This is a genomic window from Gordonia sp. 'Campus', from assembly GCF_022206305.1.
Classification (GTDB): Bacteria; Actinomycetota; Actinomycetes; order Mycobacteriales; family Mycobacteriaceae; genus Gordonia.
On sequence record NZ_JAKOIW010000001.1, the window covers coordinates 221,717 to 234,455 of the forward strand.

7 protein-coding genes are annotated in these 12,739 nt (G+C 69.1%); 5 read left to right on the forward strand and 2 right to left on the reverse strand.

Translation table 11 applies throughout. The features are described 5' to 3' along the window. The first annotated feature begins 29 nt into the window (after positions 1-29). A complete protein-coding gene (locus MAY35_RS00990) occupies positions 30-926 on the forward strand; it encodes an MBL fold metallo-hydrolase (RefSeq protein WP_238418758.1) in 897 nt (298 codons plus the stop codon). Positions 927-1,022: 96 nt separating this feature from the next. After that, positions 1,023-2,465, forward strand: coding sequence for a CHAD domain-containing protein (locus tag MAY35_RS00995; protein WP_238418759.1), 1,443 nt, complete (start codon positions 1,023-1,025; stop codon positions 2,463-2,465). Here the strand turns inward: MAY35_RS00995 and MAY35_RS01000 are convergent. Beyond that, positions 2,437-3,948 carry a Mur ligase family protein gene (locus MAY35_RS01000; RefSeq protein WP_238418760.1) on the reverse strand — a complete coding sequence of 504 codons (1,512 nt, stop codon included), beginning with the start codon at positions 3,946-3,948 and terminating at the stop codon, positions 2,437-2,439. The two genes, MAY35_RS00995 and MAY35_RS01000, sit on opposite strands and share 29 nt — an antisense overlap. Before the next feature lie 342 nt (positions 3,949-4,290). On the opposite strand from MAY35_RS01000, the gene MAY35_RS01005 reads away from it, so the two are divergent. From MAY35_RS01005 to katG, 3 genes are all read left to right on the forward strand, one after another. Continuing rightward, positions 4,291-5,307, forward strand: a complete 1,017-nt coding sequence (locus MAY35_RS01005) for a ferritin-like domain-containing protein (RefSeq protein ID WP_238418761.1) — start codon at positions 4,291-4,293, stop codon at positions 5,305-5,307. Between the two features lie 131 nt (positions 5,308-5,438). Next, a complete protein-coding gene (locus tag MAY35_RS01010) occupies positions 5,439-5,882 on the forward strand; it encodes a Fur family transcriptional regulator (RefSeq protein WP_245403454.1) in 444 nt (147 codons plus the stop codon). Between the two features lie 63 nt (positions 5,883-5,945). Next, positions 5,946-8,171, forward strand: a complete 2,226-nt coding sequence (gene katG / locus MAY35_RS01015; protein ID WP_238418763.1) for a catalase/peroxidase HPI — start codon at positions 5,946-5,948, stop codon at positions 8,169-8,171. A 156-nt stretch (positions 8,172-8,327) separates the two neighbouring features. Here katG and MAY35_RS01020 read toward each other — a convergent pair whose 3' ends face one another. Next, on the reverse strand, positions 8,328-12,608 hold the full coding sequence (locus MAY35_RS01020) for an amino acid adenylation domain-containing protein (protein WP_238418764.1): 4,281 nt from the start codon (positions 12,606-12,608) through the stop codon (positions 8,328-8,330). Positions 12,609-12,739: the final 131 nt, after the last annotated feature.

Sequence of the window (12,739 nt, forward strand, 5' to 3'; positions counted from 1 at the left end):
CCGGCGACATGCCGGGGTACGGCTACGACGTGACCATCGCGCCCGGCTTCGTCGAGACCCGCTACGACCAGGTGACCGTGCTCGCCTCGGCGCACGGCGGGGCGTTTCCGTACGGCAACACCGTCGTCGTGCACGGCTCGGAAGGCACCCTGGTGATGGATCCGTCGCTGGAGGTCGACCACGACCCGGTGCGGCCGGATGCGGTCATGATCAGCCATGCCCACGAGGACCACATCGCCGGCCTCCGACACTTCTCCGCGGACAAGTACGCCCATTCCGCCGATGTCGCCGGCGTCCGGTCGCTGCAGGTGTTGCTGGACAACTATGGACTGACCGACGAGCAACGGGCGGCGGTCGACGCCGACATGGGCGACACCTTCGGACTCCCCGACGGTTTCCCCGAAGCACGGTCGGTGGACGACGGGCATGTGTTCGACCTCGGCGACGTCACCGCCACCGTCGTGCATCTCCCCGGTCACACCGCCGGGCACTGCGGCCTGTTGGTCGAGCCGACGGGCTTCCTCTACCTCGCCGACATCGACCTCACCTCGTTCGGGCCCATGTACGGCGACGTCGGCAGCAGCGTCGACGACTACCTCGCCTCGATCGCGCGGGTACGGGACATCGACGCCCGCTGGTACGGGACCTTCCACCAGAAGGGCGTCGTCACCGGGGCAGAAGACTTCCGGGGTCGGCTCGATGCCTACGAGGGCGTGATCCACCGGCGCGACGAACGACTGCTGGCCTTCCTCGCGCAGCCGCACGGGATCGCGGACATCGTGGCGCATCGACTGGTGTACCGGCCCCACGTGGCGTTGCCGTTCGTCGACGCCGTGGAGCAGCGGACCGCCGAGCTGCATCTCGCACGGCTGCAGCGACACGGGCAGGTCATGTACCTCGAGGACGGGACCTACCACCGTGTGTGACCGCGCCCGCGCGAACGTGCCGCACGTTTGACCCGTGTCCGATTCGGACACCCTCCTGAGGTCAGCGAACGTGAGCGAGCGGACCGAGGAGTGACCGTGCACACCGACACCACACGCGAGAACACCTGGGATTTCGGACTGGATGCCGCGATCCCGGAGTTCGGCGATCAGACCGCCGACGTCGAGATCGAGTCCACCGACTTCACCGACACCTACTACGACACCGAGGACCGTGACCTGCTCGCGCACGGGGTCACCGTGGTCTATGCCGACGGCGAAGGCCAGGCACCCGGCTGGCGGATCACCCTGCCGGGTTCCGGCGAGCGGCCCGTCGAACGTGTCGACGCGTCGTCGACACCCGTACCCCCGGAGATCGACCAAGCCCTGTGGGGATTACGCCTCGGCAACCCCCTCCGAGTCGCGGCCATCGTCCATACGCGCCGCACCCGACACCGCTACCTCGATCAGGCGGGCGGCCTCCGGTACGAGGTGGTCGACGACGCCATGAGCGCCACGGCCACCGGGCCGGTCGCCACCGCCACGTCGTGGCGCGAGATCAGTGTGACCCCGGGAGCCGGACGGGTTCCGAAGAACGTCCGCAAACGCCTCGTCGGCGCGGGGGCCCGTCCCGCCGCCGCGTCGTCGACGTTCGCACGGGCCATCGGACACGACGGATCACAGGTCGGCCCGACGCCCTCACCGTCGCGCGACGCCCTCGTCGCCTACGTCCACGAGCAGATCGCCGAGATCTTTGCCGGCGACGTCGCGCTTCGCCGCGGGGAGAATCCGGTGCACGCCGTTCGCGTGGCGATCCGGCGGCTGCGCAGCACGCTGCGGACGTGCGGACGCCTGCTCGAGCCGAAGGGTCTCCCGGAACTCGACGGGGAGCTGCGATGGTTCGCGGGTGAACTCGGCGAGGTTCGCGATCGCGAGGTCCTCCGGGCCCGGTTCGCCTCGGCCGTGGCCGAGCTTCCCGACGAGTTGGTGCTCGGCCCGGTGGCGGCGCGCATCGACGAGGAACTGTCCGCCCAGCAGCATCGGCATCGTCGCGCCGTCACCGAGGTCATGACCTCCGACCGCTACCGGCGATTGCTCGCGACACTGTCCGGGTGGATCGAGTCGGTGCCGCTCGCGGCCGCGCGCGTCGGACGAAAAGATCTGCGCCGCATCGCCACCCGCGCCGCGCGCAAGGCAGACACGCGATTGTCGCAGGCTTTGTCCAGCGGGGACGAGGAAGACCTGCACCGGGCGCGCAAGGCGGCGAAACGAGCCCGCTATGCGGGTGAGCTCGCCGCCCCGGTCGTAGAGAAGTCCGCCGGTCGCGGACAGGTCAAGCGCTACAAGCACATCCAGACCGTGCTCGGCGAACATCAGGACGCCGCCGTCGCGGCGCGGACCCTCCGCGAACTCGGCGCCGGCGCCGGAGTCCGCGACGGCGAGAACGGATTCACGTACGGCATTCTGTATCAGCGCGAACTCGATGCAGCCGCGGCCGCACGCGCCGAGGTGTTCACCGGCGGCGGCCTCGGGTCTCGATGATCGCTCGTTTGAGTTCGGTGTGGTCGTCGAAGAACGACGACTCCGCGCCGTAGCGTCGAAACGTGTCGCTCCCGCGGCCGGTGACCACCACGACGTCGTCGTCACCGGCCATGGACGCCGCCAGGGCGAACGCGTCGTGGCGATCCGGTTGTTCGATGACCGTGGCGGTGCCGTTCTCCCGCACTCCCCGGAGAACCTCTGCCCTGATGGCGGCAGGGTCCTCGTCTTCAGGGCTCTCATCGGTGACGATGACGACGTCGGCATGGGCCGCGGCGACGTGGCCGAGTGGCACGCGCTTGCCGGGGTCACGCCCTCCCGTGGCGCCGACCACCACGATCAGGCGGCCCCCGCCCAGCGACCTCAGATACGGGAGCATGGCGTGCTGGCCCGCGGTGTTGTGCATGTAGTCGACGATCGCCCGGAAGGGCTGACCGGCGTGTACCGGTTCGCAGCGGCCGCCGATACCGGTCACCGACGAGATACCCTCGGCAGCCGCGGCGAGGTCGACGCCGTCGGCCGCTGCGCACGCCAGCGCGACCAGCGCATTGCCCACCTGGTGTGGGCCCAGCACCTGCAGATCGAGTCCGACGCTGCCGTGCGGTGTGCGCGCGGTGAACGCCGTGCCGAGCGGTCCGAGCCGGAGATTCTCGGCGACCACGTCTGCCGCGGGGTCCGCGACCGAGCAGGTCCACGTGTCCACGGCGGTCTCCGCCGCCAGCCGCACACCCCACCCGTCATCGACGTCGACCACCGCGATCTGCGTGCGATCTGCGGTGAACATCGCCGCCTTGGTGGCGAAGTACGCCTCCATCGACCCGTGATAGTCGAGATGGTCGTCGGACAGATTGGTGAAGGCCATCACCCGGAAGGCCGTGCCGTCGACACGGTGCTGGTCCACCGCGTGCGACGAGACCTCCATCGCGCACGCACTCACCCCGTGCCGGCGAAACGATGCCAGGGTGCGCTGGAGCATCGGGGCCTCCGGGGTCGTTCGCGTCGGCACGATGTCGTACCCCGGGCCGCGGATACGTGATCCCGAGATGAGTCCGGTGGATTCCCCCGCGGCGGTGAGGCCGGCGTCGATGAAGTGGGTGGTGCTGGTCTTGCCGTTGGTACCCGTGACCCCGAAGACGCGCACATCGTGCGACGGCTCCCCGTGGAACCAGGAGGCCAGCGGCCCCATCGTCCGACGGGGGTCGTCGACGACGATCGTCGGCAGGACCGCCGACGGCCGGTCACTGATCACGAGGACGGCACCCGCGTCGGCCACCGCGTGCTCGAAGTCGAGCCCATGCCACCGGCTGCCGGGGATCGCGAAGTAGGCATCCCCGGGGCGGATGGTCCGCGAATCGTCATCGAGGTCGTGCACGATCGACGCCCCGGACCAGGGATCACCGACGACACCCGTACCGAGATGGGCAGCGAGCCGATCGATCGTCACATCAGACCCGACGGACGTCGAACGGCGCGACGAACGGCGCATGGGGGAACCTGCACCGTCCGCGACGTCCATCGCGCCGAGGTACCCCTCACCGACCAGGCGAAACCTGACCGAGCCGGCGGGGTCCGAGCCCTTCGGCAGCTCGGATGTCCTGCCGACGCCCAAAGCCAGGCCCCTGGCGGTCAAATCTCTTTATCCAGGCATGACCAGCCGCCGCCGAACCTCACTGTGACTCGCCTCACATACGTCGAGAGACCCACGGCGCCAGCAAGTTTGGCGTCGCTCCGACGACCAATCGCCGGAAGGGTGTTACATACCCGCATTTCCTGGCAACACTCGGGGTGTAACCAATCAACGTCGGAGAAGAGGGGAGCAAGAAATCCGATGACTGTTTCCACCACCACCGTCCACCAGCAACTTCGCGCGATCCTCGCACTCACGCACACCGAGATCCAGATCGCCGAGACGCGACAGGCGCAGGCACGCACCGAGGCGATCCGCAAGGAGCTCGCCGAGAACGCCAAGAATGCACGTGACCGTGCGCTGACCATCGAGAACGCGCTACGCGAACGCGGCGGACTCGTCGACGTGATCCGCCCCGTACTGGGGCGTGTCGGCGCTGTCGCCAAGACCCTGGCCGAGCAGACACAGCCGCTCGACGAAGCGCTTCTCGACGACCTCGCGCTGGAACAGCGCCTCGTCGCCCGGGCCACCTATCTCAAGGCACTGGCCACCGGCCAGGAAGACCAGGCGCTGGTCACGCTGGCCGACCGCCTCATCGACGCCCACACGGCCACCGTGCACTGGCTCACCACCGTCCTCGCCGAAGAGGCCCTGGGCGGTCCGGCCGCACTACGTCGTGGACCGTCGCAGTGGGCCAGCGGCCTCGCCGCGCGGGCCCTGACCGCACCCGCGCTGGGCGCATCGTGGGCACTCGACCGGACCGCGGAGTTCGCCCGTCAGCTGCCCGATCCCGTCGACACCATCCGCAGCAGGTTCGGCCGCGCGGTCGACGAAGCGACCGAGACCGCGTCGCGGGCCGGTGACGCCGTGAGCAATGCCAGCGCCGCCGTGTCGAAGACGGTTGCCGCGGGCCGCGATGCCGCTCTCGAGGCCGTCGAGGACAGCGCCCGGGACAGCGGCGCCGACGGCGCGGCCGATGCTCTGCACCAGTTGCGCGAGATCACCGGGACCGTCGAGGCCGAGGATCTGCCGATCCAGGGCTATGTCGATCTCAACGTCGGTGATGCCGTTGCCGAGGTGAAGCAGCTCGACAAGCCTGCCGACCTGCGCGTCACCCTCGCGTACGAGGAGGCCCACAAGAATCGCCAGCGCGTCGTCTCCGCAATCGAGATCCGATTCGCTGAGCTCGCGAAGGATCTGGTCGGCATCGACAGCTGATCGCTCCGTCACGAGGGCCGCCATCCCATCCGGATGGCGGCCCTTGTTGTCTTTCTTCCCATCGAGCGTGTGGCTCGACACAAATTTGGATCAATTCCAGAAAAAGGCTGCGCGGCGGGCGAAGCGCCCCTATGGTGGTCCACGTGACATCCACTTCGGACTACGCCCAGCAGCTCCGGGCGGCACGACTCCGCGTCACCCAGCCCAGGGTGACGGTGATGCACGCCGTCGACGGACTACCGCACGCCGACACCGACACCATCTACAACGCGGTTCGTGAGACTCTGCCGAATGTGTCACGTCAGGCTGTCTACGACGTGCTGCACGCCCTGACCGAACGTGGCCTCATCCGCCGCATTCAACCGTCGGGTTCGGTGTCCCGCTACGAGTTTCGCACCGGAGACAACCACCATCACGTCGTCTGCCGCGTCTGCGGCGCGATCGCCGACGTGGATTGCGCCATCGGGGAAGCCCCCTGTCTGGTCCCCTCCGAAGACCACGGATTCGTGCTCGACGAAGCCGAGGTCATCTACTGGGGTCTCTGCCCCGAATGCGTCAGCTCGGCCCCCACCTGACCACCCCGACCCGATCACTCCCGTGATCGACAGCCCGCTGGTTCCACCATCGAAAGGAATGTCGTGACCTCCGACAGCCGTCCGCCCAATTCCGACGAGCAGACCCGTAGCAACAGCGAGAGCGAGAACCCGGTCATCTCGTCGCCGGAGCCGAAAGCTCATGCGCCGCTGACCAACAAGGACTGGTGGCCCGAGCAGATCGACCTGTCGATCCTGCACGCACACTCCTCGCTCTCCAATCCCCTCGGTGAGGATTTCGACTACTCGGCGGAGTTCGCGAAGCTCGATGTCGAGGCCCTCAAGGCCGACCTCGTCTCGCTCATGACCACCTCGCAGGACTGGTGGCCCGCCGACTACGGCCACTACGGCGGTCTGTTCATCCGCATGAGCTGGCACGCCGCCGGCACCTACCGCATCTTCGACGGCCGTGGCGGCGGCGGTCAGGGCGCACAGCGCTTCGCACCGCTGAACAGCTGGCCGGACAACGCGAACCTCGACAAGGCCCGCCGCCTGCTGTGGCCCATCAAGCAGAAGTACGGCACCAAGCTCTCGTGGGCCGACCTCCTCGTCTTCGCCGGCAACGTGGCGCTGGAATCCATGGGCTTCAAGACCTTTGGATTCGGCTTCGGTCGCGAGGACATCTGGGAGCCCGAGGAGGTCTTCTGGGGACCGGAGGATGCCTGGCTCGGTACCGACAAGCGGTACTCGGGTGAGCGGGAGCTCGCGAAGCCCCTCGGCGCCACCACCATGGGCCTCATCTACGTCAATCCCGAAGGCCCCGAGGGTAAGCCGGACCCGATCGCCGCAGCCGAGGACATCCGCGAGACCTTCAGTCGCATGGCGATGAACGACGAGGAGACCGCGGCGCTCATCATCGGCGGTCACAGCTTCGGCAAGACCCACGGTGCCGGCAACGCCGACCTCATCGGACCCGAGCCCGAAGGCGCGCCGATCGAGCAGCAGGGCCTGGGCTGGAAGTCGGGTTACGGCAAGGGAAAGGCCGAGGACACCATCACCAGTGGCCTCGAGGTGGTCTGGACCTCGACGCCCACCCAGTGGGGCAACGGCTTCCTCCAGAACCTGTACGGCTACGAGTGGGAGCTGACGAAGAGTCCCGCGGGCGCCTGGCAGTACGTCGCCAAGGACGGGGCGGGCGCGGGCACCATCCCCGACCCGTTCGGTGGTCCCGGGCGTGCGCCGACGATGCTGGTCACCGATGTCGCGCTGCGTGAGTCGCCGATCTACGCCGACATCACCCGCCGCTGGCTCGACCATCCCGAGGAGCTCGCCGAGGCCTTCGCGAAGGCCTGGTACAAGCTGCTCCACCGCGACATGGGACCGGTCAGCCGCTACCTCGGCCCGTGGGTTCCCGAGCCGCAGATCTGGCAGGACCCGGTGCCCGCCGTCGACCACGAACTGATCGACGACGCCGACATCGCTTCTCTCAAGAGCACTTTGCTCGACTCACTGTCGCAGACCCAGCTGATCAAGACGGCTTGGGCCTCCGCGGCGAGCTTCCGCAGCACCGACAAGCGCGGCGGGGCCAACGGCGCCCGCATCCGCCTCGAGCCGCAGAAGAACTGGGAGATCAACGAGCCGGGCGAACTCGCCAAGGTCCTGCCCGTTCTCGAGCAGGTGCAGAAGGACTTCAACGACTCGGCATCTGGTGGCAAGAAGGTGTCGCTGGCCGACCTCATCATCCTCGGTGGCGCCGCGGCAATCGAGAAGGCCGCCGAGGCAGGCGGATTCCCGGTCACCGTGCCCTTCACCCCCGGTCGCACCGACGCCTCCCAGGAGAGCACCGACGTCGACTCGTTCGAGGTTCTCGAGCCGCGCGCCGACGGTTTCCGCAACTACAGCAAGGACGGCGAGAAGACTCCGCTGGAGTCACTCCTGCTCGATCGGGCTTACATGCTCGACCTCACCGCTCCCGAGCTGACAGTGCTGGTCGGCGGACTCCGCGTGCTCGACGTCAACTACGGCGGTACGAAGCACGGTGTGTTCACCGATCGCCCCGGCGCGCTGACCAACGACTTCTTCCGCAACGTGGTCGACATGGGCACCGAGTGGAAGTCGGGTACGGACGAAAACGTCTACGAGGGCACCGATCGCACGACCGGTGACACCAAGTGGACGGCGACCGCCAGCGACCTCGTGTTCGGCTCGCACTCGCAGCTGCGCGCGCTGTCCGAGGTGTACGCGCAGGATGATTCGGCGGAGCGGTTCGTCAACGACTTCGTCAAGGCATGGGTGAAGGTGTCGAACAACGATCGGTTCGATCTGGCCTGATCTCTCGCCTTCGCAACACAGAACACCCCGCGGGCGCGCTGCCCGCGGGGTGTTCTGCGTTCAGCACTCACACCCGGTGACGGTGCACAGTGCGGAATTCGTGACGGTTTCCAGTACGAATCCCGCACTCTGCCCGGCCGTCGGGCACCGCGGGTCTCACACCCGGCGCACGCACGCGATCACCTCGGCAAGGACCTGCTCGACCCGCGACTCCTCCAGCGCGGAGGCCGCGCCGGTCACCAGGACCTGCAACTCCCCCTGCGCGGTCGGCGAACCCTCGACCTGCAGCATCCATCGCGTGATCGGCGGCGGGAACACGTACAGGTGACCGCCCGCGCTCGGTCGGATGATCGTCGGGGTCCAGCCCAGGAGAACCGGAACCGGGAAGAGGCGACCGTCGACGACCGGGCGTCCCAGTGCGTCCAGCACGTCTTCCATGGGCGCGTTCGCGGCGGCGATGCACCGGCGGGTCCGCGCCACCGAGTCGCGCGCATCCTCTCGGGCGTCGAGCGGCGTCATCGCAGAGATCACGAAGTCCCCCACGGTGTCGTCAGCACCCGCCGGGCGCTGGGACGCCGCGGTGGCCGCCATCATCCGGTCTTGTCCGGTCAGCCGCGCGAGCGCCTCGGACACCGATCTCCCGAATGCCTCGAACGGGGTCATGCCCTGCTCGGACGCTTCGGCATGGAACCGTGTGTAGACGTCGGCGTCGACGAGAGCCCGGCGACGAATCGCCGTGGACTGTGCGCACGAGACGGGGTCCAACCCGTCCAGCGTGAAGGCCTCCGCGGGCGGCATGCCCAGCAGTTTCTGCCACGACCTGCCGTCGACGTCATCGTCGGCGTGTTGTGCGGGCGGCGAGATGGAGTGCAGCACCGGAACATCCACTCCGCGTGCGATCAGGTCCGCCTCCCGGGCCAGTGTTCCGAGCGAGTGACCGTCGACGGCGATGTGATGGAACACCGCGACCGCGGCCACCACACCGCCGTCGGCGTCGGACAGGATGCGCACGCAGAACGGCGGAGCCACCCGGACATCGAGCGACGCCGACATGTGCTCGGCGTGTGCGCGCAGCATCTCGCGCCCCGGGTTCAGGTCTCGGTCCGACACCACCTGCACGGCAACGGAGACCGCAGCGTCGGCACCCCCGGCCAGTGCCCGCTGCACCGGCCCGCAGGGGGTGTCCGGATAGATCGATCGCAGGGCGGGGTGCCGATCCACCAACGCGCAGAGCAACTCTCGTAATTCGGTTGCGGTGGGTCGCCCGGCCTCGGGCGGGACCCATCCGACGCGGACCAACTGCCCGTGCGCGTGACCGGGCGCGCGTTCGACCGTCCGCTCCGCGGACGTGAGCGGACGGTCGTCGTCCGGTGCTGTCGGTCGCCGTACGGTGGTGCCCGGACGCACCGGCTCGACCATCCGCTCCGCCAGTGCCTCCAGGTCGGGTGCGGTGAGCACGTCATCGGGACCGATCTCGGAATGCCCTGCCGCCGTGAGCAAGCCGACGACCCGCATGACCGCCAGGGAGTCGCCGCCCTGCTCCAGGAAGCCGGCGAACAGATCCACCTCATCAGTGCCCAGCGCCTCGCCCACGACCCGCACCAGCAGGGTCTCGTGCGAGCCGACGGGTCCGCGGACCGACCGGCGACCGGGGAGCGGATGGTCCGCCAGCTTTCCGACGTCGAGCTTGCCGTTGCCGGTGCGGGGCAGCGCGTCGATGCCGACGATGAGCGCCGGGACCATGTACGACGGCAGTACTTCGGCGACCGCGCGACGCAGCCCGGGCGCGTCGACGTCCGTTCCGGTGCCCTGCGGCACGACGAATGACACCAGCGCGGTACGGCCCGACGGCAACTCACGCAGGATCGTCGCGCAACTCCGCACGCCGGTGCATCGCCCCAGCGCGGCGTCGATCTCGGCGAGTTCGATGCGCAATCCCCGCAGCGTGATCTGACCGTCGCGCCGTCCGAGCAGTCGGATCTCGCCGTCCTCGGTCCACTCGGCCAGGTCGCCGGTCCGGTACATCACCGCGTCGGCCGAGAACGTGCTCTGCACGAAGGCCTCCGCCGTGGACGCCGGGTCGTCGAGATAACCGTCGGCCAACTGCGGTCCCGCACAGTGGAGCGTGCCGAGCGCCCCGGGAGGCTGTGGCCGGCCCAAGCGATCCAGGACCGCCTCGTCGACCCCGACCATCGGCGGGCCCACGGTGATCGCCCCGCCCGGGGACAGCGGTGCGGAGATGTTGATACTGCACCGGGTCTCGGTGGGTCCGTACGCGTTTCGCAGTCGGACGCGACCCGACCAGCGGTCGACCACCCGCGGCGACGGCGGTTCGCCACCGATGATCACCTGCACCAGGTCGTCGGCGAGATCCACGGGCAGGGTGTCGAGGACCGACGGCGTGACGATGAGGTGACTGACGCGATGCCGCCGGATCAGGTGTGCGAGAGCATCACCACCGGGAGCCGACCGCGGCGCGACGACGACGGTCGCCCCACAGACGACCCCGCACAGCATCTCGACGATCCCGGTGTCGAAGGTCGGGGACGACGCGTGCAGGATGCGAGACCCGGGCGCCAGCGCGTACGTCTGTTGGATCTCCGCGATCAGGGCGGGCAGGCCGCGGTGGGGCATGACCACGCCTTTGGGGGTTCCGGTGGAGCCCGACGTGAACAGCAGGTAGGCGGCATCGTCGGGTCCGCGTTCCAGTCCCGGCCGCCGATCGGCGACCGGGGATCCGGGGTCGTCGGGCTCGGGGGCGTCGTGCTCGGGGGCGTCGTGCTCGAGGTCGAGCCACCGGATCGAGCCCGGTCGCGGGGTGCCCGGCACACACAATCCGACCTTGGCGCCGGAACGATCGAGCAGATCCCGCGTTCGCGCCTCCGGTGCAAACGGGTCGCCGACCGGAACCCATACGCCGCCCGCGCACAGCACCGACCAGAACGCGACGACGGAAGTCACCGACCGCTCGATGGACACCGCCACCCGGTCGCCCGCGCCGACTCCGGCCTCCACGAGCAACCGGGTCCCGCGATCCACCCGGCGCGCGAACTCCCGACGGGACACTGACACCTCACCGTCGATGATCGCGACGGCGTCCGGGTCCGACGACCAGTGGTCCTCGAGGTGGCTCACCGTCGGCGTGAAGGGCGGCGCCGGTGGCCCGCTCCGGCACCGGAAGCGCTCCCACTCGCCGTCGACGAACACCGAATCGTCGGGAATCCGCGGGCCGCCGTCCAGTTCGATCAGGGTGGCGGTGAGGTGCCGGTCGAAGCGCCGGGCGAGGGTGGCCAGCGCATCGGTGTCGACGACGGCGGCCGGGGCTTCCCAGGTCACCGCCCGGCGACCGTTCTGGTCGGCGGGGTGCAGGGTCACCGCGACGTCGGAGATCGGTCCGGTTCGCATGACCTCGAGTCCCCAGTGCAAGCCGTCGACAGCGGGCGGATCGAAACCCGGCAAGAGGTTGACCACCGCCCCGAAACCGTTGATCGCGTTGCGATTTCGCAGCATGTCCTCGCGAGGAAAACGCTGATGGCGCAGAGCGTCGACCAGGGCCGTCGACACCTCGGCGAGCGCCTGCCCGGCGTCGCGGTCCCCGATTCCGTCGAGGCGCAACGGCACGACGTTCGAGACCGGTTGCACCGCCCGTAGACGGGCCGCCGAGGTACGTGCCGCGACCGGAAGGCTCAGTACCACGTCCGGGGTGTCGAGGAACCGGGCGCACAGACCCGAGAACGCGGCGACGAACTCGGCCGAGGATGCGGTGCGCGGACTGGTCAGGGTTTCGGTGACGCGCGTGATCGACGACGTGAGCGGGACGGAACCGGCCAGCAGGGATGGTTCGAGGCCGTCCAGTCGTCGCGCCCAGTGTTGTTCGTCGGTCCCTCGGCGTCGCGAGTCGCGATACTTCTCCTCTTCGGCCTCGAGTTCGAGGTCGTCGGCGAGAGGCATCTCGTCGGGCCGCGCGGTACCCGCGTAGACAGCGGCGATGTGCGCCATCACCCGCAGGACGCCGGCGCCGTCGGTGAGCACGTGATGTACCCGCACGATCCACCGGTGGGAGTCAGGAGCGAGAGCGTGCAGTTCGCTGCGGAACAGCGGCAGTCCGAGGTCGGCGCCTGCGGGGTCGTCGAGGAAACGCTGCGCACGCGACTCGCTCTCGGCCGCCGGGTCGGCGCACGCGGACAGGTCCACGCATTCCACCGGGTCCAGTCCGGAGTCGGCTGGTTGCAGGGGATGAGGGTGCCCGTCGGCCGGCGAGCGATCCGGGCTCAGACGTACGTCGCACCACCCGACGTGGTCGAGCACCGCGCCGGCCGTGTGGAGCAGTCGGTCGGCGTCCAGACGGCCGCGCAGGCTCAAGCCGAATGCGACGACGTGCGACACCTCGGGGTGCAGGAGTTGTGACAGCCACAGGCCGCGGCGGGTGACGGTCATCGCCGATCACCCCCTCGACATCGTCGGGTGGAGCCGTGCCCGGAGATCACGTCCCGACCGTAGGTCCGGCGAGTTGAACGGACGCTGAAACGCGAGGTCCGGCGGGCGACGACGACCGTCGTCCGCAGTAC

Excerpts from the sequence above, each read along its gene's own strand:
- MAY35_RS01005 (WP_238418761.1), top strand. The coding sequence starts at position 4,291 with ATGACTGTTTCCACCACCACCGTCCACCAGCAACTTCGCGCGATCCTC.
- MAY35_RS01000 (WP_238418760.1), bottom strand. The coding sequence starts at position 3,948 with ATGCGCCGTTCGTCGCGCCGTTCGACGTCCGTCGGGTCTGATGTGACG.
- MAY35_RS01010 (WP_245403454.1), top strand. The coding sequence starts at position 5,439 with ATGGTGGTCCACGTGACATCCACTTCGGACTACGCCCAGCAGCTCCGG.
- MAY35_RS01020 (WP_238418764.1), bottom strand. The coding sequence starts at position 12,608 with ATGACCGTCACCCGCCGCGGCCTGTGGCTGTCACAACTCCTGCACCCC.